The sequence below is a fragment of the Pandoraea cepalis genome (assembly GCF_902459665.1).
Taxonomy (GTDB): domain Bacteria; phylum Pseudomonadota; class Gammaproteobacteria; order Burkholderiales; family Burkholderiaceae; genus Pandoraea; species Pandoraea cepalis.
Window position 1 is genome coordinate 62,741 of record NZ_CABPSL010000015.1, and the last position, 23,069, is coordinate 85,809.

General features: G+C 64.8%; 19 protein-coding genes. 12 read left to right on the forward strand and 7 right to left on the reverse strand.

The annotated features are described in order from the left end of the window. Positions 1 to 183: 183 nt before the first annotated feature. Positions 184 to 942 (reverse strand): 2-keto-4-pentenoate hydratase, encoded by a 759-nt coding sequence (locus tag PCE31106_RS17430; RefSeq protein ID WP_150564147.1) that lies wholly within the window; start codon positions 940 to 942, stop codon positions 184 to 186. A 291-nt stretch (positions 943 to 1,233) separates the two neighbouring features. Here PCE31106_RS17430 and PCE31106_RS17435 point away from each other — a divergent pair, with 291 nt between their 5' ends. Continuing rightward, positions 1,234 to 1,953 (forward strand): GntR family transcriptional regulator, encoded by a 720-nt coding sequence (locus PCE31106_RS17435; protein WP_150564148.1) that lies wholly within the window; start codon positions 1,234 to 1,236, stop codon positions 1,951 to 1,953. 72 nt (positions 1,954 to 2,025) lie between these two features. Here the strand turns inward: PCE31106_RS17435 and PCE31106_RS17440 are convergent, their stop codons facing one another. After that, entirely contained in the window at positions 2,026 to 2,700 is a 675-nt protein-coding gene (locus PCE31106_RS17440) for a GntR family transcriptional regulator (RefSeq protein WP_039829942.1), read from the reverse strand. A 210-nt stretch (positions 2,701 to 2,910) separates the two neighbouring features. Between PCE31106_RS17440 and PCE31106_RS17445 the strand changes: the two genes are divergently transcribed. The 5 genes from PCE31106_RS17445 (at position 2,911) to mdtD (ending at position 8,657) form a co-directional block, all read left to right on the forward strand. Continuing rightward, positions 2,911 to 3,690: an enoyl-CoA hydratase-related protein gene (locus PCE31106_RS17445; protein ID WP_150564149.1), complete on the forward strand. Its 780-nt coding sequence runs from the start codon at positions 2,911 to 2,913 to the stop codon at positions 3,688 to 3,690. 1 nt (position 3,691) lies between these two features. Then, positions 3,692 to 4,921, forward strand: coding sequence for a CaiB/BaiF CoA transferase family protein (locus tag PCE31106_RS17450; RefSeq protein WP_150564150.1), 1,230 nt, complete (start codon positions 3,692 to 3,694; stop codon positions 4,919 to 4,921). Between the two features lie 155 nt (positions 4,922 to 5,076). Further along, entirely contained in the window at positions 5,077 to 5,244 is a 168-nt protein-coding gene (locus PCE31106_RS24035) for a hypothetical protein (RefSeq protein ID WP_174975254.1), read from the forward strand. Further along, positions 5,228 to 7,099 (forward strand): glycoside hydrolase family 15 protein, encoded by a 1,872-nt coding sequence (locus tag PCE31106_RS17455; protein WP_150564151.1) that lies wholly within the window; start codon positions 5,228 to 5,230, stop codon positions 7,097 to 7,099. Before PCE31106_RS24035 ends, PCE31106_RS17455 begins: the two co-directional genes overlap by 17 nt. Positions 7,100 to 7,211: 112 nt before the next feature. After that, the gene (gene mdtD, locus PCE31106_RS17460) at positions 7,212 to 8,657 is read left to right on the forward strand and encodes a multidrug transporter subunit MdtD (RefSeq protein ID WP_150564152.1); all 1,446 of its coding nucleotides are present in this window, start codon (positions 7,212 to 7,214) and stop codon (positions 8,655 to 8,657) included. 9 nt (positions 8,658 to 8,666) lie between these two features. On the opposite strand, the gene PCE31106_RS17465 is transcribed toward mdtD, so the two are convergent. The 5 genes from PCE31106_RS17465 to PCE31106_RS17485 all read right to left on the reverse strand — a co-directional run bounded on the left by PCE31106_RS17465 (position 8,667) and on the right by PCE31106_RS17485 (position 13,708). Then, positions 8,667 to 9,926 carry an ABC transporter substrate-binding protein gene (locus PCE31106_RS17465; RefSeq protein WP_150564153.1) on the reverse strand — a complete coding sequence of 420 codons (1,260 nt, stop codon included), beginning with the start codon at positions 9,924 to 9,926 and terminating at the stop codon, positions 8,667 to 8,669. A 180-nt stretch (positions 9,927 to 10,106) separates the two neighbouring features. Then, positions 10,107 to 10,781, reverse strand: coding sequence for a PqiC family protein (locus tag PCE31106_RS17470; protein ID WP_150564154.1), 675 nt, complete (start codon positions 10,779 to 10,781; stop codon positions 10,107 to 10,109). Beyond that, positions 10,778 to 12,442, reverse strand: coding sequence for a PqiB family protein (locus tag PCE31106_RS17475; RefSeq protein WP_150564155.1), 1,665 nt, complete (start codon positions 12,440 to 12,442; stop codon positions 10,778 to 10,780). The genes PCE31106_RS17470 and PCE31106_RS17475 overlap by 4 nt, the downstream gene beginning before the upstream one ends. Then, on the reverse strand, positions 12,435 to 13,079 hold the full coding sequence (locus PCE31106_RS17480) for a paraquat-inducible protein A (RefSeq protein WP_150564156.1): 645 nt from the start codon (positions 13,077 to 13,079) through the stop codon (positions 12,435 to 12,437). Before PCE31106_RS17480 ends, PCE31106_RS17475 begins: the two co-directional genes overlap by 8 nt. Continuing rightward, complete coding sequence (locus PCE31106_RS17485) at positions 13,076 to 13,708, reverse strand: paraquat-inducible protein A (protein ID WP_150564157.1); 633 nt, start codon at positions 13,706 to 13,708, stop codon at positions 13,076 to 13,078. The genes PCE31106_RS17480 and PCE31106_RS17485 overlap by 4 nt, the downstream gene beginning before the upstream one ends. A 218-nt stretch (positions 13,709 to 13,926) precedes the next feature. Here PCE31106_RS17485 and fdnG point away from each other — a divergent pair, with 218 nt between their 5' ends. From fdnG to selB, 6 genes are read left to right on the forward strand one after another with little or no spacing between them, the layout of a single operon-like run. Further along, complete coding sequence (gene fdnG, locus PCE31106_RS17490; protein ID WP_150564158.1) at positions 13,927 to 16,995, forward strand: formate dehydrogenase-N subunit alpha; 3,069 nt, start codon at positions 13,927 to 13,929, stop codon at positions 16,993 to 16,995. A 9-nt stretch (positions 16,996 to 17,004) separates the two neighbouring features. Then, positions 17,005 to 17,955 carry a formate dehydrogenase subunit beta gene (gene fdxH / locus PCE31106_RS17495; RefSeq protein WP_017232448.1) on the forward strand — a complete coding sequence of 317 codons (951 nt, stop codon included), beginning with the start codon at positions 17,005 to 17,007 and terminating at the stop codon, positions 17,953 to 17,955. Between the two features lie 2 nt (positions 17,956 to 17,957). Then, positions 17,958 to 18,605: a formate dehydrogenase subunit gamma gene (locus PCE31106_RS17500; RefSeq protein ID WP_017232447.1), complete on the forward strand. Its 648-nt coding sequence runs from the start codon at positions 17,958 to 17,960 to the stop codon at positions 18,603 to 18,605. 51 nt (positions 18,606 to 18,656) lie between these two features. Continuing rightward, a complete protein-coding gene (fdhE, locus tag PCE31106_RS17505; RefSeq protein WP_437343829.1) occupies positions 18,657 to 19,685 on the forward strand; it encodes a formate dehydrogenase accessory protein FdhE in 1,029 nt (342 codons plus the stop codon). Between the two features lie 21 nt (positions 19,686 to 19,706). Continuing rightward, a complete protein-coding gene (gene selA, locus PCE31106_RS17510) occupies positions 19,707 to 21,137 on the forward strand; it encodes an L-seryl-tRNA(Sec) selenium transferase (protein WP_150564159.1) in 1,431 nt (476 codons plus the stop codon). Next, positions 21,134 to 23,044, forward strand: coding sequence for a selenocysteine-specific translation elongation factor (gene selB, locus PCE31106_RS17515; protein ID WP_150564160.1), 1,911 nt, complete (start codon positions 21,134 to 21,136; stop codon positions 23,042 to 23,044). The genes selA and selB overlap by 4 nt, the downstream gene beginning before the upstream one ends. Positions 23,045 to 23,069: the final 25 nt, after the last annotated feature.

Genomic DNA, 23,069 nt, shown 5'->3' on the forward strand with positions numbered 1-23,069 from the left:
CGCTCGCAGGCAGTTTGCCTGCGGGGAGCGCCTCCTGATCCGTTCGGTCGAAAACGCCATACCGATCAAGCGCTTGGCAACCGTGCCTCATTCGTTGTCCACAACGTTGTGAACAAAAACTGTGGATAAGTCGCGGCTTGATCGAAGGACACACTCACGGCGACCCCGGGCGATCGCCCACTCTTACTTCAGCGTGACGGACGCCTCGCCGATCCCGTCGATCGTGCCGCGCAGTACGCCCGCACCGCGCGCGGGAAGCATGCCCAGACAAGAGCCACAGGTGATCACGGCGCCCGCGTGCATCGTGATGCCGCGCTTGCCGTTGTGATTCACGAGCCACGTGAGCAAGGTGCGCGGATCGCCCCCCGTGTTGAATCCCGTGTCTGCCGGCGCGATGTTCACCCCATCGAGCGAGAACGTAAGCTTCGGCGTCAGGTAGTCGAGCGACGCATCGTAGGCGCGCCCGCTCCCGATCACGAGCGCACCGTTGTTCTGCAAGTCGGCCAACGTGAACCGACTGTCGAGACCGCTCGTCGCGAAACGGCTGTCGGTGATCTCGATCGTCACGAGCGTTTCGCCGACAAACATGAGCGCCTCACGCTCGTCGTAGATTCCCGGCTTGATATCGCGGGCCAGTCGGAACGCGATCTCCAACTCCAGTCCCGGACGGAAGAAGTCACCCAGTGCGAGAGTGCAGCCCGCGTCGCTCACGACGGAGGCGGGAATCGGCGCGCAATTCGGCAGATCCATCGGCGTTTTCGCTCCCACTTTCCACGCTGCGATCGTCTCGCCGAGCAAATCGAGGGTGCGCAATTGCACGGCGTAGGCGGCGTCGAAGTCCACCGGCAGCAGCGCCGGGGCGGGGGAGGCGATCGGCGTATCGCCGCGACGGGTGTCGGCCAGCAACTGGGCCAGCGATTCGACGGTGGGGGTCTCGAACATCTTGCAAGTCTCCTGGGAAAAAGGCGATGCCCCAGCGATGCGCTGGCGGCAAGTGGCTCCACATCGTATACAAAATTCAGTCGTTGTTGCGCAGTGCGGTGAACGTGACGCCTACTCGGTGAAAACACCACCTAACGTAGTCAAAGTCCTGGGGATCTGCGAGAATCGGACTTCGTAATATTTCGTAATATTTCGCGCGATGTGGCAGCGGGGACGCTTGCCATGGCTTGCGAAAGTGCAGTGCGTGCAGTCGATGACCTTCTTCTCCAAGCGAACGACCTGGCCAAGCCTATGCACTCTGTGACCCTGAACGTCCTGCGTGATCCTGTCATTCATCCGCCAGACGGCGAGACGGCGGCGCCCATCAGCCGGCAGGCGCTGCATCTTGCCGTGATGGACCGCCTGCGCAAGATGATGATCGAAGGCACCCTGCCGCCGGGCGCGCATCTGAATGAGCGCGCCCTGTGCGAGCAACTCGGTGTGTCGCGCACGCCGCTGCGCGAGGCGCTCAAGATGCTGGCCGTCGAGCGGCTGATCGAACTGCTGCCGAATCGCGGCGCGCGTGTCGTGACGTTGTCGGCCAGCGATATCGCCGATGCCTTCGAACTGCTCAGCGGCCTTGAAGCGCTGGCTGGCGAATTGGCTTGCGAGCGCATCACGTCCGCGGAAATCGACGATATCCAGGCGTTGCACAGCGAAATGATGACGTGTCACGCGAACGGCGACCTTCCCGGCTATTTCGACTGCAATCAGCGAATTCACGATTGCATCAATGTGGCGGCGCGTAATCCCGCCCTCACGCAAATGTACCAATCGGTCAATCAACGGCTGCAGGCGCTGCGATTCCGCTCCAATCTGCATGCCGGCAAGTGGGAGCAAGCCGTCGACGAGCATGTTGCGATGCTGCGCGCCCTGCATGCGCGCGACGGTGCCGCGCTCGGCCGACTGTTGCGTGGGCATCTGATGGCCAAGTGTGCCACCGTGCTCGCCCATCGACTCGCGGCCGCGTGACACGCCGGCGCGGCGCAGGCGTCGGAATGCGCTGGCGTGTTCACACGCTCACACATTCATGCGTTCACAGGCTCACGCCGCGCGCCCCAGACTCACCAATCCTTCGTTGAGCATGGCGGCGACATAGGCGTCGGTCTTGCTGCGCAGGTGCGCTTCCATCAGCGTGCGCAGTCGCTTGCCATCGCGTCGGCGTAGCAGCGCGAGCATTTCCGCATGTTCATCGACGGCCTGACGCCAGCGCTCGGGCGTTGGCGTCAATCGCTCGCGCACATACCGCAGGCGTGCGTTGAGATTGTGGAAATACTCGGCCAGCGGCCCGTTGTCCGCCATGCGCAGAATGCTCAGGTGAATCTGCTGATTCAGGGCGAAGTAGGCGGCGTGATCGGCGCGGGCGTAAGCCGATTCCATGTCGGCTTGCAGTTGCGTGAGGGCGTCAAGATCGGCCTCCGACGCTTTTTCGCACGCCTGCTCGCCCGAGAGTCCTTCGAGGACTGCCATCACGGCGAGCAGATTCACGACTTCGTCGACACTCACACGCGCCACGCGTGCCCGGCGCGTTTCCGAGATTTCCACCAACCCTTCGTTCGCCAGTCGCTTGAGCGCTTCACGCAGCGGCGTGCGCGAGACAGCCAGCGCGTCGCATAGCGCGCGTTCCGAGAGGGGCGCGCCGGGACGAAGCTCGCCGCGCACGATGCGCGCCTTGAGGGCTTCGTAAGCGGCGGCGTTCAGCGAGGCGGACGTGCTCATGCGCAATGATCGTGAAAATGGAATGCCAATTTTGATGGGGATGTCATCCGTCGTCAATCGGTAATGCGCGCATTTCCCACGTTAACCCTGAATTTTGCGATTGCCGCTTGCCAATCCCATCTCGAAGATCTTATCGTTTACGAAAAATTGGTATACCAAAAAGACAGGCTGGCCGACATCGGGTGCGTGCTGGCGTTGGAAGGAGGCTATGTGACATCCACCGTTCTGACCGAGCGAGACGGCGCCATCGCGCGGGTCACGCTCAATCGTCCTGAGAAGCTCAACGCGTTGACCAAGCCAATGTGGCAGGCCTTGGGCGACACGATCCTCACGTTGTCCGAAACGCCCGACGTGCGCTGTATCGTGCTGCGAGGGGCGGGCGAGAAGTCCTTCGCGCCGGGCAACGACATTGCGGAGTTCGAGACCGATCGCGCCAACGTCGAGCAGGCAAGAACGTATGGCGCGCTCATGCACCGTACGCTCGACGCCTTGTCCCGATGCCCTGTGCCGCTCGTCGCGATGATTCACGGCATTTGCGTCGGCGGCGGCATGGAGATCGCGGCGGCGTGCGACGTGCGCATCTGCGGCGAAACGAGCCGTTTCGGTGCGCCGATCAACAAGCTGGGCCTGGTGATGGCGCACGCGGAGCTATCGGGCCTGGTCCGTCTGCTCGGTCCCTCGCGCGCGCTCGAGATCCTGCTCGAAGGCCGGATCTTCGATGCGCAGGAGGCGTTGCGCATCGGGCTCGTGACCCGCGTGGTGGCCGACGGCGACGTCACGCGCGAAGCGTTGGAGAGCGCGTCGCGCATCGCTGCCGGCGCGCCGCTGGTGGCACGCTGGCACAAGCGCTTCGTGCGCGAACTGGCCAGCGGCCAGCCGCTCAGCGCCGCGCAGATCGACGAAGGTTTCGCGTGCTTCGGCACGGCCGATTTTCAGACGGGCTATCGCGCCTTCCTCGCGAAGACGCCGCCCGTGTTCGAGGGGCGGTGACATGACCGATACCGTCAAACCGGCCGGCGGGCCGTTGCAGGGTGTCAAGGTGATCGAGCTGTCGCACATCATGTCCGGCCCGGTGTGCGGCATGATGCTGGCCGACATGGGCGCCGACGTCATCAAGGTCGAGAAGATGGACGGCGACGACGCCCGTCGTTTTGCGCCGATCCTCCCGCACGGCGAATCGGCGTCGTTCATGATGCTCAATCGCAACAAGCGTGGCATTGCGCTCAATCTCAAGACGGAGGGCGGCTGCGCGGTGTTGCGCGAGATACTGGCGAGCGCCGACGTCGTCACCGAGAACTATCGCAAGGGGACGATGGAGAAGCTCGGCCTGGGTTACGAGACCCTGCGCGCAGCCAATCCGGCGCTCATCTATTGCTCGATTTCCGGCTATGGACGCACTGGCCCGTACGCCGACAAAGGCGGCTTCGATCTGATCGCGCAAGGGCTCTCAGGCCTGATGAGCGTGACGGGCGAGCCGGGTCAGGCGCCCATCAAGGCGGGCTCGCCGATTGCGGATATCAACGCGGGCATTCTGGCGGCGCTCGGTATCTCGGCGGCGTACGCGCATCGACTGCGCACGGGGCAAGGACAGATCGTCGACACGTCGCTGCTCGAAGCGGGATTCCAGCAGATGTACTGGGCGGCGGCCAACTTCTTCGCGAGCGGCGAGAATCCGCCGAAGCTTGGCTCGGCGAATCCGACGAGCACCCCCTATCAGGCGTTTCGAACGCAAGACGGGTGGATCAATATCGGCGCGGCCAATCAGGCGAACTACGAACGGTTGCTGCAGGTGCTCGACGCCCCCGAGATCGCCGGTGATCCGCGTTTCGCCACCAACGCCGGGCGCACGGCGCACCGTGCCGAACTCGTCGAGCGCCTCACGGCGTACCTGATGCGCGACACCACCGAGCGCTGGGTCGAACGGCTCGACGCCGTGGGCTTGCCGGTCGGCCCGGTGCTGCCGATCTCCGAAGCGGTGACGCACCCGCAGATCGTAGCGCGCGAGATGGTGGTGGAAACCGTGCACCCGCTGGACGGCCCGACACGCAGCATCGGTCTGCCGATCCGCTTTTCCGAGACGCCGAAACGCACGGGCGGTCCCGCGCCGCGGCTTGGCGAACACACGTGCGAGGTGTTGATGGCGTATGGCTTCGACACGACGCGGATTCGCGACTTGATCGCGCAGGGGGCGGTGCATGCGCTGGAGGACCGGCACGCGTGAGCGCATGACGTACGCCGCCCGTCGGCGATGCGGATTCTCCGCGTGTTGACGCGCAGCGCAGAACTTCCCTCCCGGTGGCCGGTCGGTTTTAGACTGGCGCATGACAGGCCACCGATCAATCCGACCCGACGCCCAACGTCGACAGGAGGGAGCGCATGACTTCTGGCAGTATCTCCGGCAATCGTCTCGGCCCGTCGCCGGCCCGATGGTCGCGCCTTGACCACGCGCGTAACATAGGGCTTCACTCGTTTGCGCTCCATCGTCTGCCGATGGGCGCGCTGTTCCTCTTCCCTTCGCGAGGTGAGCATGCCGGCACCTATTGAAGATTACGCAATGATTGGCGACTGCCGAAGCGCTGCGCTCGTCGCGCGCGACGGCTCGATCGACTGGCTCTGCTGGCCGTATTTCGATTCGCCCGCGTGTTTCGCGGCGCTGCTTGGCGGCCCGGAGCATGGCCGATGGAAGCTCGCCCCCGACGATCCTCGCGTGACCTGTACGCGTCGTTATCACGACGACACGCTGATTCTCGAGACCCGCTTCGAGACGGTGGAGGGCTGCGTGGCCGTGATCGACTTCATGCCGTTGCGCGACGGCGCGGCCGACCTTGTGCGGCTCGTCAAGGGCATCCATGGAACGGTGACCATGTCGATGGAGTTGATCCTGCGCTTCGACTATGGGGCGTCGGTGCCGTGGTCGCGTCCGCTCGACGGCGACGATCCCACCGGGCCGGGGATGCGGCTCATCGCGGGACCCGACAAGGTCGTGGTGCGCACGCCCATCGAGATTCAGGATGTGCCGGGCAGTCTGCGCGCGCGCTTCGATGTGACGGCCGGTGACACCGTGCCGTTCGTGCTTTCGCGTGTGCCGTCGCATCACGCCGATCCGCGAGAGATCGATCCGCTCGCCGCCCTCGCCGATACCGAGCGCTACTGGCGCACCTGGGCTCACCGCTGCCAGCTCGACGGCCGCTGGGCCGATGCGATTCGCCGCTCGCTCATCGTGCTCAAGGCGCTCACGTTCGTGCCGACGGGCGGCGTGGTGGCCGCGCCGACGACGTCGTTGCCCGAACAGCTCGGCGGCGAGCGCAACTGGGACTATCGCTATTGTTGGTTGCGCGACGCCACGCTCACCTTGCAGGCGCTCATGCTCGGGGGCTACTACACCGAAGCGAACGACTGGAGCGATTGGCTGGTGCGCGCCGTGGCCGGTGCGCCGTCGCAGGTGCAGATCATGTACGGACTCTCCGGCGAGCGGCGTTTGCCCGAGTGGGAGGTCGATTGGCTGCCCGGCTACGAAGGGGCGAAGCCCGTGCGCGTGGGCAATGGCGCGGTCGGGCAGTTGCAGCTCGACGTGTATGGCGAAGTGATGGACGCGTTGCATCAGGCGCGTCTGGGCGGATTGACGCCGGACGAGGCCACCTGGGAGGTGCAGACGAAGCTCGTGGCGCATCTCGAGACGGTGTGGCGCAAGCCGGACGAGGGCATCTGGGAAGTGCGCGGCGGACGCCAGCACTTCACCTACTCGAAGGTCATGGCCTGGGTCGCGTTCGATCGGGCGATCAAGTCGGCCGAGCGCTTCGGCCTGCCGGGGCCGATCGATCACTGGCGCGACTTGTGCAAGGAGATTCATGCGGACGTCTGCGCGCACGGCTTCGACACGACACGCAATGCGTTCATGCAGGCCTATGGTTCCGCGGAGATGGATGCGAGCGTGCTGATGATTCCGCTCGTGGGCTTCCTGCCGGCGAACGATCCGCGCGTGATAGGCACCATCGAGGCGGTCGAGCGAGACCTCATGCACGACGGGCTGGTGCAACGCTATCGCACGAGCCGGGTCGACGACGGTCTGCCGGCGGGCGAGGGCGCGTTTCTCGCCTGCAGCTTCTGGATGGTCGATTGCCTGGTGATGATCGGCCGTCAGCGCGACGCCCGTGCCCTGTTCGAGCGGTTGCTGTCGTTACGCAACGACGTCGGTCTGCTGGCCGAGGAGTACGACACGCATCATGCGCGTCAGGTCGGCAACTTCCCGCAGGCGTTTTCGCACATCGCGCTCGTGCACGCGGCCATCCGACTCGAAGCGCTTGCAGATGACGAGCGCGCGGATAATTCGGCGGACGAACAAAATGCCGATGACGAGGATCGGTTTGAACATGTGGGGTATCGCGCGATCGGGGTTTGAGATGGAGCGCGCGGCGCAACAGGGTCGGCCCGCCTGAAGCGGGCTAGAATTCTGCTTTCGCTTAATTCTTTTGAGGGACGGGATTGACCGCCGCGTCTCGTCACCACGCCGCATGACGCAAGACAAAACACTCACCGCGCTGCTGTGGATCGTAGCGGCGGGCTTTTTCATGCAGGCGCTCGATACGACCATCGTCAATACGGCGCTGCCCGCGATGGCGGCGAGCCTGGGCGAGAACCCGCTGCGCATGCAGCCCGTGGTGGTCGCCTACTCGCTGACGATGGCCATGCTCACCCCGGCGTCGGGTTGGCTGGCCGACCGGTTCGGCACGCGCCGCGTCTATTTCGTTGCGATTTTGCTGTTCGTGATCGGTTCTATCTGCTGTGCGATGGCGCACACGATGACGCAACTGGTGCTCGCGCGCGTGTTGCAGGGGGCGGGGGGCTCGATGCTCTTGCCGATCGGGCGTCTCGCGGTGCTGCGCACCTTCCCGGCGGGGCAATATCTGGCGGCGCTCGCGTTCGTGTCGATTGCCGGGCAGGTCGGGCCGATGATCGGCCCTGTGCTGGGCGGCTGGCTGGTGCAGGTTGCCTCATGGCATTGGATTTTCCTGATCAATGTGCCGATCGGCATCGTCGGCAGCTTGGCGGTACGGCGCTACTTGCCGCCTCCGGCGCGTGACGAGGTCATCGACGCCGGCTTTGACTGGGCGGGTTTCGCGCTGCTCTCGATGGCGATGGTGTCGTTCACACTGGCGCTGGATCATCCGTTCTCCGACCGGGGATGGGGGGTGTCCGTCGGGCTGGCGCTGCTTTGCGTCGTCACGACGCTGGGATATTGGCCTTATGCCCGGCGTCGCGCCGCGCCGTTGTTCCCGCTCGAACTCTTCGCGACGCGGAGTTTCCGCCTCGGGCTGCTGGGCAATCTCGTCGCGCGGATTGGCAGTAGCGCCGTGCCTTTCCTTTTGCCGTTGCTGCTTCAGGTGGCCATGGAGTATAGCCCGCTTGCGTCGGGACTGATGATGTTGCCGGTTGCACTGGCGGGCGTGGTGGTCAAGCGGATGGTGACGCCGCTGGTGGCGCGCTTCGGCTACACGCGTTTTCTGATGGTCAACACGGCGGTGGTCGGCGGTGCGATCGCGAGCTTCGCGCTGTTCGGGCCGGGGTGGCCGATGTGGCTAGGGTTGGGGCAACTGGCGATCTTCGGCGGCGCGAACTCGATGCAGTTCGCCGCGATGAACAGTGTCACCCTGAAGGATCTTGGCACGCGCCGCGCGAGCGCGGGCAATGGCCTGTTCTCGATGGCGCAGATGCTTGCGTTGGGACTGGGCGTGACCATCGGCGGCCAGTTGTTGGCACTGTTCGGTCAATTGGCCGGGCAGGCAGGCGAGGGCGGAATGGGCGGTACGGTGGCGGGGTTTCGACTGACGTTCGTATGTGTCGGGCTGATTACGCTCGCGTCGGCGATCATTTTCCGCCGCGTGGAGGATCCCGCGGCAGGGGGCGCCCAAGGCGGCAGCGAGACGCGACCCGCGTCTGCCACCGATCTCAGGCGCTGAGCGCGCGGGTTACCGTTTTACCAGCGCACACTTCGAATCGGCCAACGGGGCGAACGCCTTGTCGGCCGGAATCGTCTCCAGGATCTTGTACAGATCCCACGCCGACTTCGATTCGGCCGGCGTCTTGACCTGCACCAGCAGCATGTCGTGCACCAGCTTGCCATCGGCGCGAATGTGTCCGTTGCGGATCACCGGGTCGTCGATCTTCATCGACTTGAGCTTGGCCATGACGGTGTCGGCGTCGTCGGTGCCCGCCGCCTGAATCGCCTTCAGGTAATTGAAAACGGCGGAATAGACGGCGGCCTGCATCATGGTCGGCATCTTCTTGTGCTGCGCGTAGAAGCGCTGGGCGAAGGCGCGCGAGCGGTCGTCCTGGTCCCAGTAGAAGCCGTTCGTGAGAATCATGCCCTGCGCGTTCTTCAGGCCCATGCCGTGCACTTCAGTGATCAAGGACAACAGTGGCGTGAAGACCTGCTTGCCGCCCTGGATCATGTTGAACTGCGACGCCTGCTTGACGGTGTTGAGCGTGTCCGTGCCCGAGTTCGCCAGCGCGATCACCTGCGCCCCGGACGTCTGCGCGCGCAGCAGGTACGACGACATATCGGGCGAGTTCACCGGATGCTTCACCGAACCCACGACCTTGCCGCCCTGGCGCGTGAGAATCTCGCTGGCGTCCTTCTCGAGCGCCTGACCGAACGCGTAGTCGGCGGTGATGAAGTACCACGACTTGAGGCCTCGGCGAAGCAGCGCCTGCGACGTGGAATTCGCGAGCGCGTAAGTGTCGTACATCCATTGCACGCTGTGCGCTGTGCATTGTTCATTGCTGATGGCCGACGAACCCGCGCCGGTCACCAGCGCGATCTTCTTCTTTTCCTCGGCGATGCGATCGACGGCGAGCGCGACGTTCGAGAATGTCAGGTCGGTGATCATGTCGACTTTGTCGCGGTCGTACCACTCGCGGGCGATCGTGGCGCCGGTGTCGGTCTTGCCCTGAGAGTCGGCCGAGATCAATTCGATCGGCGCGCCGAGCACCTTGTGATCGTGCGCGAAGTCGTCGATCGCCATGGTGGCGGCGACCACGCTGCCTTTGCCAGCATTGTCGCTCGACACGCCGGACAGATCGGTGAGCACACCGATCTTCACGATGCCGTCCGAAATGCCTCCGCCGGCCGCGGGTTGGGCGGCGCAGACAACGGGGCCCAGCGCGGTAAGGGTGAACGAAGCGGCAACGGCAATCGCGCGGCGCAAGTGGCCGGTGAGGCTTGGCATGGGGTGTCTCCAATGTTCGCGTGATGACGCCCCGCCGTCGGACGACAGGGGTCGTTAGGTCTCGAACATATTAAACATCCCGTAATTGCTTGCGCAATCCGTAATCGCGTTGGCGCGTATCGGGATTTCCCTGGGGTTTCGCCTGCCCGGGAGACGGCGTATGCAAGGCGGCAACGGCCTTCAGCGCTCGCAGTGCGGCGTGGCGCCCTGCGCGCTGGTGGCAATGGCGTTGCCGATGCCCAATGCCAGCCGGTCGACGAGCCGGCGTTGCGCCGCGACCACGTCATCGATGCCACCCGTGCTACCCGACGCCATCTCCGTGCCGGCGAAGCGGCAAGTGAGCACGACGTCGCCCGGTACCCGGCGAACGCTCCACACGGCGGCGAGTGCGGCCTGCTCGCCCGGCACCGACTCGAAGCGCTGTACCGACGTCGAGACGCGGTACACGGTCAGGCCATCGGCGCGGGGCAGGCCATACACGTCCATCGCGCCGAGATGTTGCGTGAGCTTGCGCGAGATCGTCGACGTCAGTTCGGTCTTGAGCGGCGCGGCCCAGCGCGATTCTTCCAGAATGTCGACGCGACCGCCGCCGCGCGTGACGACGATCTGCGGCCGGTCGACCTGCTCAGGCACGGCGACCGGCGAGACTTCGACCGCATAGCGCGCCGCCGGCACGTTGGCGCCACTCGTGGCGGCGCTGCCCGCGGGCGTTCCCGTGTCGTCGGTCAGGGTGTAGAAGCGCGACGGCGGCGATGCACAGCCGGCGAGCACCAGGGTAAGCGCGGCGAGCACGGCGCGGGCCATCGGCGTCGCGCAGCGGCGCGGGCTACGGGTCATGTCAGGCGGGCTCGTCATGGTTGCGGATCCTTGGGTTTGCCGCGCAGCAGCGCCTCGGGATGCTGCTGCAGATAATCGGCCAGCGTGCCCAGCGAGCGCAAGGTCTTCGTCAGTTCCTGCATGGCTTGACGAACATCCTGCTGTACCGGGGCGTCTTCGGAAAGGGTGCGCTCGGCGGCGCCGAAGCTCTTCTTCGCCTCGCTCAGCGTGGCCTTCGCCTCGGGTGCGATCTCGCCGTCGAGCTGGCGGAACAGGCCCTGCGCGCTGTCGAGCGTCTTGTCGAGCTTGCGCAATGACGAATCGAGATTCTGCCCAATGCTGTCGAACGGAATCTTGTCGAGCTTGGTCGCGATGTCGGCAATCTGGAGCTGCAACTGGTCGAGCGTGTTGGGCACCGTCGGCATGACGACCACGTTGTCGACTTGCTCGGCGAGGGCGGGCTTGGCGTTCGGGAAGAAGTCGAGTGCCACGTACAACTGGCCCGTCAGCAGATTGCCGGTGCGCAACTGACCGCGCAGACCGCGCGCCACGAGCGAATTCAGAATCTGTCGGCTGGCAAGTTCGTCCGGCGGCAGGTTGTTCTTCGGATCGCGGCGGCGCAGACGGTCCGGATAGACTTCGACCGTCACCGGCATGTTGATCTGCTTGGTCGCCTGGTCGAATTCCACGCCGATCGACGTGACTTCACCGAGCGTGATGCCGCGGAAATCCACCGGTGCGCCCACTGCCAGACCGCGCAGCGACTGCTGGAAGCGGAACACGACCGTCATCGGATGCGTGTCGGGGGCCTTCATGGCAGTGGTTTCATCAGGGGCCAGGCGGAATTCCTGCCCAGCCTTGGCCATCACGCCGGCGCCCGACTCGTTCGGTGCCTGGAAGGCGATGCCGCCGATGACCACCGACGCCAGCGATTGCGTATTGACCTGAAAGCCGCTCGAATCGAGCCGCAAATCGATGCCGCTCGCATGCCAGAAGCGCGTGTTGGAGCCGACATACTGGTCATAGGGGGCCTGGACGAACACGCGCAGCGTGACGCCCTTGCCATCCGGATCGAGCGAGTAGGCTTCGACCTGACCGACCTGAATGCGACGGTAATAGATCGGCGAGCCGATGTCGAGCGAGCCGATGTCGGCCGCATGCAGCACGAAGGGCTTGCCCGGCTGGCCGCTGGAGACGACCGGCGGCACTTCGAGGCCCACGAAATGCTCCGACGATTCCTTCGACTTGCCGGCGTCGGCGCCGATATAGGCGCCCGAGAGCAGCGTCGACAGACCCGAGACGCTGCCGCCGGCCACGCGCGGTCGCACCACCCACCAACGCGAATCCTTGACCGCGAACCGCTTGGCGTTCTGCGTGAGGTCGACGGTCACGCGCACGTGCGACAGGTCGTCGGACAGCTCGATGTTCTTGACGGTGCCGATATCGACTTCCTTGTACTTGACCTTCGTCTTCCCGGCTTCGAGGCCTTCGGCCGTCTTGAAGTCGATGACGACGCTGGGGCCCCGCTCGATGATCGCCTTGGCGACGAGCGACAGGCCGATCACGGCGGCCACCAGCGGAATGAGCCAGACGAGCGACGGCGCCCAGCGTTTGCGCGGCTCGATGACCGGCGTGGGCAGCTCGCCGGCGCCGGGCGGCGGCGCGGCGTTGGGGGCTTGCGGATCTTTCGGGTCAGTCATGATCGTCCTGTTCGGTATCGTCGTCGCGGATCTGATCCCAGATCAACCGCGGGTCGAACTGCATCGAGGCGAGCATCGTGAGCACGACCACCGCGCCGAACGCCACGATGCCGGGACCGGCCTGGATCACGGCCAGCGACTGAATGTTCACGAGCGCGACCATCAGCGCGACGACGAAGACATCGAGCATCGACCAGCGGCCGATGAACTCGATCATGTGGTAAAGCTTGGTGCGTTGATGCGGGTTCCAACGGGCGCCGCGCTGCGTGGTGAGGCATAGCAGCGACAGCGCAATGAGCTTGAGCATCGGCACGAGAATGCTCGCCGTAAAGACGACGATGGCCAGATCGTACTCGCCGCTGACCCAGAAATAGATCACCCCGCTCATGATCGTGTCGCTGGAATTCCCGAGCAGCGAGCGCGTCTGCATCATGGGCAGGACGTTGGCGGGAATGTACAGGATCGCGGCGGCGATCAGCAAGGCCCAGGTGCGCGTGAGGCTGTCGATCTTGCGTTGATGCAGGGCCGCGCCGCAGCGCGGGCAGCGCGCGGTCTCGAGCGAGCTAACGTGGCGCGAGAGCCGTCCGCACGCCGTGCACGCGACCAGTCCGGCGTCTTTGGCGGTGAGGTATTTCATCGTGGCACCGTGCGCGATGGCGAGGCGTCGGGCGCGTCCGCATTCGGTGTGTGGTCGATCACGAGCCAGAGATTGCGCAGGTCGTAAGACAACACCATCGCCAGCAACACCGTGAGCGCCCCGAAGGCCCATAACGCGATGCCGGGCAACACGCTGGCCATGGACGAGAGTTTGACCACAGAGACCAGCACGCCCAGCATGAACACTTCGATCATGCCCCAGGGCCGGCAGAACTCGATGGCGCGCAACACATGGAAGACGGCGTACGGCCGTCGCCCGACCGAGAGCGGGCCGATCAGATGGACCAGTGCGAGCAATTGCGAGAGCGGCGAGAGCACGGTGGTGGTAAACACCAGCAAGGCGACGAGCCACATGCCTTCGCGATACAGCGCCCAGGCGGCGCCGATGAGCGTGGTGCGCGTGTAGATGCCCTGCACCTCGATCTCGACGATGGGAAACGCGTTCGCGATGGCGAACACGATCAGGCAAGTCAGCGTGAGCGCCAGCACGCGCGACAGGCGCAGGTCGGGGGCGCGGTAAAGCACCGAGTGACAGCGCACGCAGCGGGCCGCCTCTCGCGGGGGCACGTCCGTGCGACGGTGCAGCGTGTCGCAGTTGGGACATGCCATCAGGTTTGTCACGTCATCTTCAGGGGGCAAGGGGTTCATTCCCGGGGACGGTGACCAAAGTGACGCTCAGAATACCAAATTGTTGAGGAAGTTCCTGCATTGTGCGCTGCGGCGCAACATTCGGCATGGTTTGTGCTAAGTCACGGAAAACCGCAATGGTTTGCTCTATACTCAACGAACTCCCGCAAAGTTTTCGAATATTTGAGGAGATTTCCCCCATGCTGAATATGTCGAGGCGCCAGTTCCTGAAAGTGAGTGGCGCAACATTGGCCGGGTCCAGCCTGGCAATGCTCGGGTTCGCGCCCGATGCGGCACTGGCGGAAGTCCGCCAGTTCAAGCTGGCGCGAGCGACGGAAACCCGCAATACCTGTCCCTACTGTTCCGTGGCCTGCGGCCTGCTGATGTACAGCTATGGCGACGGGGCGAAGAATGCGCGGAAGAGTATTTTCCACATCGAAGGCGACCCCGACCACCCGGTCAATCGCGGCACTTTGTGTCCGAAGGGGGCGAGCCTCATCGACTTCATCCACAGCCCGAACCGTCTCACGCACCCGGAGTACCGCAAGCCCGGCTCCGACAAGTGGGAGCGGATTTCCTGGGACGATGCGCTCGATCGCATCGCCAAGCTGATGAAGGACGATCGCGACGCCAACTTCGTCGAGAAGACGGATGACGGCCTGACCGTCAACCGCTGGCTCACGACGGGCATGTTGGCGGCGTCCGCGTCGAGCAACGAAGTCGGCTATATCACGCACAAAGTCATCCGCAGTACCGGGATGCTGGGATTCGACAACCAGGCACGTGTCTGACACGGCCCGACGGTGGCAGGTCTTGCCCCGACGTTTGGCCGCGGTGCGATGACGAACCATTGGGTCGACATCAAGAACGCGGATCTGGTCCTCATCATGGGCGGCAACGCGGCCGAGGCGCACCCATGCGGTTTCAAATGGGTCACCGAGGCCAAGGCGCACAACAACGCGCGCCTGATCGTGGTCGACCCGCGCTTCAACCGTTCGGCATCGGTCGCGGATGTCTACGCCCCGATCCGTTCCGGCACGGATATCGTCTTCCTCGGCGGGTTGATCCATTACCTGCTCACGAACGACAAGATCCAGCACGAATACGTCAAGAACTACACCGACTTCACGTTCCTCGTGAAAGACGAATTCGCGTTCGAAGACGGCATCTACTCGGGTTACAACGCCGAGAAGCGCACGTACGACCGCAGCACCTGGGACTACCAGAAGGGCGCGGACGGATACGTTCTCACCGACCCGACGCTGCAACACCCGCGCACGGTGTTTCAGTTGATGAAGCAGCACTACTCGCGCTATACCCTCGAGATGGTCGAGCGCGTGTGCGGCACGCCCGCCGACAAGATCGACCAGATCTACAAGCAGATCGCCGAGTGTTCCACTCCGACGCGCACGATGACCATCATGTACGCACTGGGCTGGACGCAGCACTCGATCGGCTCGCAGATGATTCGTACCGGCGCGATGGTGCAACTGTTGCTGGGCAATATCGGGGTGGCGGGCGGCGGCATGAATGCGCTGCGCGGTCACTCGAACATTCAGGGCCTGACCGACCTCGGGCTGATGACCGACTTGCTGCCGGGCTACATGACGTTGCCCAAGCAGGCCGAGCAGACCGTGGAGCAATACCTGACGGCACGCACGCAAAAGCCGCTGCGTCCGAACCAGCTCAGCTACTGGCAGAACTATCCGAAGTTCTACGTAAGCCTGATGAAGTCGTGGTGGGGCGACGCGGCCACGGCCGAGAACCACTGGGGCTACGACTATCTGCCCAAGCTCGACAAGCCCTACGACCTGCTGCAGGTGCTCGAGTTGATGAACCAGGGCAAGATGACGGGCTACCTCGCACAGGGGTTCAACCCGCTCGCGGCGGCGCCGGGCAAGTTCAAGTGGGATCAGGCACTCGCCAAGCTCAAGTTCCTCGTCATCATGGATCCGTTGGCGACGGAAACGTCGGAGTTCTGGAAGAACTTCGGCGAGCACAACAACGTCGACTCCAGCAAGATTCAGACGGAAGTGTTCCGCTTGCCGACCACGTGCTTCGCTGAGGAAGACGGTGCGCTGGTCAACTCGGGGCGCTGGCTGCAGTGGCACTGGAAGGGTGCCGAGCCACCGGGCGAGGCGCGCACAGATATCGAGATCATGACGGGACTGTTCCTGCGCCTGCGGGAGATGTACAAGACGCAGGGGGGTAAATTCCCCGATCCGATCGTCAATCTGTCGTGGCCGTACGCCCAGCCGGAGCGCCCGTCGCCCGAAGAACTTGCCAAGGAGTACAACGGTCGGGCGCTCAAGGACCTCGTCGATCCGAAGGATCCGACCAAGGTCACCCGCAAGGCCGGTGAACAACTGGCGGGTTTCGCCGAACTGAAGGACGACGGCAGTACGTCGTCGGGCTGCTGGATCTTCGCTGGCGCGTGGACGCAGGCGGGCAATCAGATGGCGCGGCGCGACAACAGCGATCCGACCGGCATCGGGCAGACGCTGAACTGGGCATGGTCGTGGCCGGCGAACCGTCGCATTCTGTACAACCGCGCGTCGTCCGATCTTGCGGGCAAGCCGTTCAATCCGAAGCACAAGCTGGTGTGGTGGAACGGCAAGATCTGGACCGGGGCGGACGTGCCGGACTTCAAGGTCGACGAGGATCCGGCGCTCGGCATGAGTCCGTTCATCATGAACCCCGAGGGCGTGGCGCGCTTCTTCGCGAAGGGAGCCATGGCCGAAGGGCCGTTCCCCGAACATTACGAGCCGTTCGAGACGCCGCTGGGCTACAACCCGCTGCATCCGAAGCAACCGAAGGCCACGAGCAATCCGGGCGCCCGCGTGTTCCCGGACGATCTGGCCGTGATGGGCACCGCCGACAAGTTCCCCTATGTGGCCACGACATACCGTCTGACCGAGCACTTCCACTACTGGACCAAGCACGCGCTGCTCAATTCGATCATCCAGCCCGAGCAGTTCGTCGAGATCGGCGAGGCGCTCGCGAAGGAGATCGGTGTGGTGGCGGGCGACACGGTCAAGGTTTCGTCCAATCGCGGCTTCATCAAGGCCCGGGCGGTCGTGACCAAGCGCATTCGCGCGCTCAAGGTGGACGGCAAGACGATTCACCATGTGGGCATTCCGATTCACTGGGGCTTCAAGGGACTGACCAAGCCCGGGTTCCTCGCGAATACGCTGACGCCCATTGTGGGCGACGCCAATTCACAGACACCCGAGTTCAAGTCGTTCCTGGTGAAAGTCGAGAAGGCATAAGGGGGCGCCATGGCATTGCAATCACTGGATATCAAACGGCGCTCAGCCACCACGCTGCCCTCGCCCTCCGTGCGCGAGTCGCACACGGGGGACGTCGCCAAGCTCATCGATACGTCGAAATGCATCGGCTGCAAGGCCTGCCAGACGGCGTGCATGGAGTGGAACGACCTGCGCGACGAGGTCGGCACGAACGTCGGCGTGTACGACAACCCGGCGGACCTGACGGCCGATTCTTGGACGCTCATGCGCTTCACCGAGTACGAGAACCCGAAGGGCGACCTCGAGTGGCTGATCCGCAAGGACGGCTGCATGCATTGCGAGGACCCGGGCTGCCTGAAGGCATGCCCGTCGCCGGGGGCCATCGTGCAATACGCCAACGGCATCGTCGACTTTCATGAAGAGGCGTGCATCGGCTGCGGGTACTGCATCACCGGATGCCCGTTCAACATCCCGCGTATCTCGCAGAAGGATCACAAGGCGTACAAATGCACCTTGTGTTCCGACCGGGTGTCGGTGGGGCTGGAGCCGGCGTGCGTAAAGACGTGCCCGACCGGCGCGATCCTGTTCGGCACCAAGGACGCCATGAAAGATCAGGCGGCCGAGCGCATCGAAGACCTGAAGTCGCGGGGGTTCGAGAACGCCGGACTGTACGATCCGGCGGGGGTCGGCGGCACGCACGTGATGTATGTGCTTCATCATGCCGACAAGCCGTCGCTGTATCACGGTCTGCCGGACAATCCGCGCATCAGTCCGATGGTGACGCTCTGGAAGGGCATCGCCAAGCCGTTGGGCGTGGCCGCCATGGCGCTGACGGCGCTCGCCGGGTTCTTCCACTACATCAAGACCGGTCCGAACGAGACGACCGAGGACGATGAGGCGGCGGCCCGCCGCTACGACGCATCCCGCAAGGGTAACGGTCCCGATGGCCAGAAGGGCGTCGCCACGCACGAGGAGGTCTGACCATGTCGAACGAACGCAGTGATCGTCAGGCGGACAAGGACGATCTGATCGAGCGCTACAGTGCCGGGCAGCGCATCAACCACTGGATTGTCGCGGGCACGTTCATTCTGCTCGCACTCTCGGGGCTCGCGCTGTTCCATCCGTCGATGTTCTGGCTGGCCACGCTGTTCGGTGGTGGATCGTGGACGCGGATTCTGCATCCGTTTGTCGGGCTGGTGATGTTCGTCACCTTCGTGTGCCTCGCCCTGCGGCTCGCGCGCTACAACCGGTTTGAATCGCGCGACACCGAGTGGATGAAAAAAATCGGCGACGTGTTGAACAATCGCGAAGAGAATCTGCCGGAAGTCGGGCGCTACAACGCCGGCCAGAAGCTGCTTTTCTACGTGATGGTGTTGTGCATGATCGGGTTGTTGCTCTCGGGCATCGTGATCTGGCGCGCCTACTTCGCGTTCTACTTCCCGATCGGGGTGATTCGTCTGGCTTCCGACGTGCATGCGGTGTGTGCATTCGTGTTGATTTGCGGCATCATTACGCATATCTATGCCGCGATCTGGATCAAGGGTTCCGTGCGCGCGATGACGCGCGGCACCGTCACCCGCGGCTGGGCGTGGAAGCACCATCGCGCCTGGTACAAGCAGCTCAACAAATGAGTCCGGCCCCGGTGGCCGGGCGCTCTTACGAGGCCGGCTACCTTGCAACGTATCCTTGAACCCGGACAGATCGAGTCGCTCGATCGGACCGCCATCCCCCGTCTACGCATGCCGCAACGCGCCGAAGTTTTCTCGGCGCGCGCGGCACGGCTGCGTCAACTGGCCGACGGCCATCCACTCGGCGACTACCTGCGCCTCATGGCGTCGCTGGTCGACGCACAGCAGCGCGTGCTCGACACTTTTCAGGCGGAACGTCCGACGGCCGAGTCGATCGAGCAGGCGCAATTGCACTGCATGCCGCTCGTGCCCGCGAACGGCGGATACGACGCGGGCCGATGGCAGCCGCTGCTCGCGCGGTTGCTCGATGCCATGTCGGCACAGCCGGACTTGCCCGCGCCGGTACGCGCTGTGCTTGAACGCGTTCGTGCCTCCAGTCCGGCCGCGCTCGACTCGGCCGCGCAATCGTTGCTCGCCGGGCATGGCAAGGGCGTCGATGCCGCCAGCGCGCCGTTCCTGACGGCGGCGTTGCAAGTGCTCTGGACGGGCGTGGCAAGCACGTTCGACGCGGGCGACGTGCCGATGCTCGACGTCCCCAACGTCTGTCCCATGTGCGGCACGCTGCCGGTGGCGAGCGTCGTGCGCATTGGCGGAGCGCATGAGGGCTATCGTTATCTCGCGTGCGGGCTGTGCTCGACCGAGTGGCATATGGTTCGCGTGAAATGCACACATTGCGAAGCGAGCCAGCATGTCGCTTATCACGTGCTCGACAAAACAGGGGATGCGGCGGCATCGGGGGCGGACCTGCAGGCGGCACATGTCGGAGGGGACGTTGTCAGGGGTGCCGATGGTCGTCCGGCGCTCGACGACGCGGCCAAACGCGTGGCGTCATCCCCGATCCGGGCAGAGTCGTGCGACGACTGTCATAGCTATCGCAAGATCTTCTACCAGGACAAGGATCCGTTCGTGGAGCCGGTTGCCGACGATCTCGCGAGCCTGGCCCTCGACGTGCTGATGGGCGAAGCGGGGTACGCGCGCGCCAACGGCAATCCGTTGCTCTGGCAGAACACCGAAACGGCTTAAGGGATTGCGGGGGTGCGGCGGATGGCCGAGCACGATCTTGAGTTTGCAGGGGCGGCGGATCTCCCGTCGCTAGACCGGCTGCTGGGGATGCCCGACTTTCAGGCAGCGTTGGCCGACTTCGGTCGCACGCAGGTGACCGACGCGTTGCGTCGCGATCTCGACGCGTGCCGCGCGGCAGCGCTTGCGGGCACGCTGACACATGACACCCTGGCCCCGGCTCGTTTCGGGGCACGCGTGACCCGCGCGCTGACCGAGCGCAACCGGGCGACGCTGCGTCCCGTCTTCAATCTCACTGGCACGGTGCTGCATACGAACCTCGGGCGAGCGTTACTGCCCGAGGTTGCCGTGGAAGCGGTCATGCAAGCGCTCACGGCGCCGGCCAACCTCGAATTCGATCTCGCAACGGGCGGACGCGGCGACCGCGACGATCTCGTCGCGCCCGTGCTGTGCGAATTGACGGGCGGTGAGGCGGCGACGGTGGTGAACAACAACGCGGCGGCAGTACTGCTGATGCTGGCGACGCTTGCCAAGCGTCGCGACGTCGTGGTGTCACGCGGCGAGCTGGTGGAAATCGGCGGTGCGTTTAGGATTCCCGACATCATGACGCACGCGGGCGCGAAGCTTGTCGAAGTGGGCACGACCAACCGTACGCATGCGGCCGACTATCGTAATGCCATCGGCGAGAAGACGGCCTTGCTGATGAAGGTCCATTGCAGCAATTACGCGGTCACCGGCTTCACCAAGAGTGTCGACGTCGCGGAGGTCGTGCAGATTGCGAAGCCGCATGGCGTACCGGTGGCGGTCGATCTCGGCAGCGGCACCCTGACGCCGCTGGAGCGCTGGGGGTTGCCGCACGAGACCACGGTGCAGGAGACGATCGCCGCCGGCGCCGATCTCGTGACGTTCTCCGGCGACAAGCTGCTGGGCGGTCCGCAGGCGGGCATGATCGTCGGGCGCAAGGATCTCATCGCACGGATCAAGAAACATCCGCTCAAACGAGCGCTGCGCGTGGGCAAGCTCACGCTCGCGGCGCTGGAGCCGGTGCTGCGTCTGTATCGCGACCCCGATCATCTGGCCGAGCGGCTCACCACATTGCGGCTGCTCACGCGAACGCGCGCCGACATGATGGCGCAGGCGCAGCGTCTGGCGCCGGTGCTCGCGCAGTCGTTGGGCGATGCCTATACCGTGAGCGCCGCGCCGATGGTGAGCCAGATCGGCAGCGGCGCGCTACCGGTCGAGCAGCTCCCGAGTTATGGCCTGGCGATCGTGCCGGCTGGCGGCGGCAAACGCGGCAGCGGACGCGCGCTGGCGGCGCTTGAAGCGGCATTGCGCGCGCTGCCGTATCCGGTGATCGGCCGGATTGCCGATCAAACGCTATGGCTCGATCTGCGATGTCTCGAAGCGACTGACGAAGCGCGTCTGGCGTTGCAGTTTTCGGAGCTTCGCGCATGATCGTGGGCACCGCCGGTCACATCGATCATGGAAAGACGAGTCTCGTTCGCGCGTTGACCGGGGTCGACACGGATCGTCTGAAAGAAGAAAAGGCGCGCGGCATTTCCATCGAATTGGGGTATGCCTACACCCCGTTGCCGGATGGCGAGGTGTTGGGATTCATCGATGTTCCCGGCCATGAAAAGCTGATTCACACGATGGCCGCGGGGGCCGTCGGCATTGATTTCGCGCTGCTCGTGATTGCGGCGGACGACGGCATCATGCCGCAGACGCGCGAGCATCTCGCCATTCTTTCGATGTTGGGGGTGAGGCGTGGCGTGGTCGCGCTATCGAAAGCGGATCGCGTCGACGCGGCGCGGCTGGCCGCTGTGACCCAGGAGATTTCGCAATGGCTCGCGAACACGCCGTTCGCCGAGGCCGAGACGGTGCCGGTGTCAGCGACGACGCCGGGCGACACGGGCGTGGCGGCGCTGCGCGAGCGGCTTACGCAGGCGGCGCAGGCATTGCACTCGTCCGGCAATGCGGCGCGTCGCGAGGACGCATTGTTTCGTCTCGCCGTCGATCGTGTCTTCACGCTGGCAGGCCATGGTACGGTCGTGACCGGCACGGCGTTCGCTGGCACGGTGCGCGTGGGGGACAACCTCACCGTGATGCCGCAGGGATTGCCGGTGCGGGTGCGCAGCGTGCATGCGCAGAACCGTCCGGTGGAGGCGGGGTGCGCCGGGGAGCGTTGTGCGCTGAATCTGGCGGGGGTGGAGCGCGACCAGCTTCGGCGGGGCAACTGGATCGTGGCGGCGGGATTGCCGGGGCCGTCGACGCATGTGGATGTCGAACTGCACTGGCTTGAAGACAGTGCGCCACTCACGCAATGGTTTCCGCTGCATGTGCACGTGGGCACGACGCATGGGCAGGCCCGCACGGTATTGCTGGAAGGGGACACGCTGGCCCCCGGTGGCACGATGCGCGTGCAATGGGTCTTCGATACGCCGGTGTGCACGATGCCGGGCGACCGCTTCATCGTGCGCAATCCGCAGGCGACGGCAACGGTGGGTGGCGGGCGGGTGCTTGACCCTGCGGCGCCGGAGCGCAGGCGTCGGTCGGCGGCGCGGTTGGCGTGGCTCGACGCCGTGGCGCGCGCGCTCGATGGCGAAGGATTGGATGCACTACTCGCGCAGGCCGCGTTTGGACTGACGAGCGCGCAGGTCATTGCGCTCACCGGGTTGCCGGCGGGGCAATGGCAGTGGCCGGCGAATGCGGTGGTGCTGGCGGGAGGGGAGGGGGAATCGCTCGCGTTTGCCCCTCAGGCGTGGGACACCGTGCGCACACGCGTGCTCGATGTGCTGCGCGACTATCACGCGCGCCAGCCGGACGAGCCGGGACTCGATGCTGCACGGCTGGGCCGCATGACGTGGCCGTCGTTGGATGCGTGGCGTTGGCGCGCCTTCGTGCAGGCCATGTTGCGCGACGGGGCGCTGGCCCGTACCGGGGCGTGGTGGCATCTGCCGGCGCACCGTGTGGAAATGACGGATGACGAGACGGCGTTGGCTGACGCGCTGCTGCCGCTGGTGGTGCAGGGTCGTTTCGATCCGCCGTGGGTGCGGGACATGGGGCGTTCGCTGAACGTGCCTGAAGAGCGGGTGCGTGCGGTATTGCGCAAGCTTGCCAGGCAGGGGCGGGTGCATCAGGTCGTCAAGGACTTGTTTTACGACGACGCGAGTGTCCAGGCGCTCGCCGACATGATCGCTAACGCGGATGGCAAGGTGGAAGCCGGTGCGTTTCGCGACACGACGGGCCTGGGGCGCAAGCGTGCGATCCAGATTCTGGAGTTCTTCGATCGTGCGGGATATACTCGCCGCGTTGGTGATTGGCATGTGCGCCGCCCCGGGGCGGAATGGGGCGCGGCGTAGGGTAGTCGGGATGCCGAACTCAGGT

Excerpts from the sequence above, each read along its gene's own strand:
- PCE31106_RS17430 (WP_150564147.1), bottom strand. The coding sequence starts at position 942 with ATGTTCGAGACCCCCACCGTCGAATCGCTGGCCCAGTTGCTGGCCGAC.
- PCE31106_RS17435 (WP_150564148.1), top strand. The coding sequence starts at position 1,234 with ATGCACTCTGTGACCCTGAACGTCCTGCGTGATCCTGTCATTCATCCG.
- PCE31106_RS17440 (WP_039829942.1), bottom strand. The coding sequence starts at position 2,700 with ATGAGCACGTCCGCCTCGCTGAACGCCGCCGCTTACGAAGCCCTCAAG.
- PCE31106_RS17450 (WP_150564150.1), top strand. The coding sequence starts at position 3,692 with ATGACCGATACCGTCAAACCGGCCGGCGGGCCGTTGCAGGGTGTCAAG.
- PCE31106_RS24035 (WP_174975254.1), top strand. The coding sequence starts at position 5,077 with ATGACTTCTGGCAGTATCTCCGGCAATCGTCTCGGCCCGTCGCCGGCC.
- PCE31106_RS17455 (WP_150564151.1), top strand. The coding sequence starts at position 5,228 with ATGCCGGCACCTATTGAAGATTACGCAATGATTGGCGACTGCCGAAGC.
- mdtD (WP_150564152.1), top strand. The coding sequence starts at position 7,212 with ATGACGCAAGACAAAACACTCACCGCGCTGCTGTGGATCGTAGCGGCG.
- PCE31106_RS17465 (WP_150564153.1), bottom strand. The coding sequence starts at position 9,926 with ATGCCAAGCCTCACCGGCCACTTGCGCCGCGCGATTGCCGTTGCCGCT.
- PCE31106_RS17470 (WP_150564154.1), bottom strand. The coding sequence starts at position 10,781 with ATGACGAGCCCGCCTGACATGACCCGTAGCCCGCGCCGCTGCGCGACG.
- PCE31106_RS17475 (WP_150564155.1), bottom strand. The coding sequence starts at position 12,442 with ATGACTGACCCGAAAGATCCGCAAGCCCCCAACGCCGCGCCGCCGCCC.
- PCE31106_RS17480 (WP_150564156.1), bottom strand. The coding sequence starts at position 13,079 with ATGAAATACCTCACCGCCAAAGACGCCGGACTGGTCGCGTGCACGGCG.
- PCE31106_RS17485 (WP_150564157.1), bottom strand. The coding sequence starts at position 13,708 with ATGGCATGTCCCAACTGCGACACGCTGCACCGTCGCACGGACGTGCCC.
- fdxH (WP_017232448.1), top strand. The coding sequence starts at position 17,005 with ATGGCATTGCAATCACTGGATATCAAACGGCGCTCAGCCACCACGCTG.
- PCE31106_RS17500 (WP_017232447.1), top strand. The coding sequence starts at position 17,958 with ATGTCGAACGAACGCAGTGATCGTCAGGCGGACAAGGACGATCTGATC.
- selA (WP_150564159.1), top strand. The coding sequence starts at position 19,707 with ATGGCCGAGCACGATCTTGAGTTTGCAGGGGCGGCGGATCTCCCGTCG.
- selB (WP_150564160.1), top strand. The coding sequence starts at position 21,134 with ATGATCGTGGGCACCGCCGGTCACATCGATCATGGAAAGACGAGTCTC.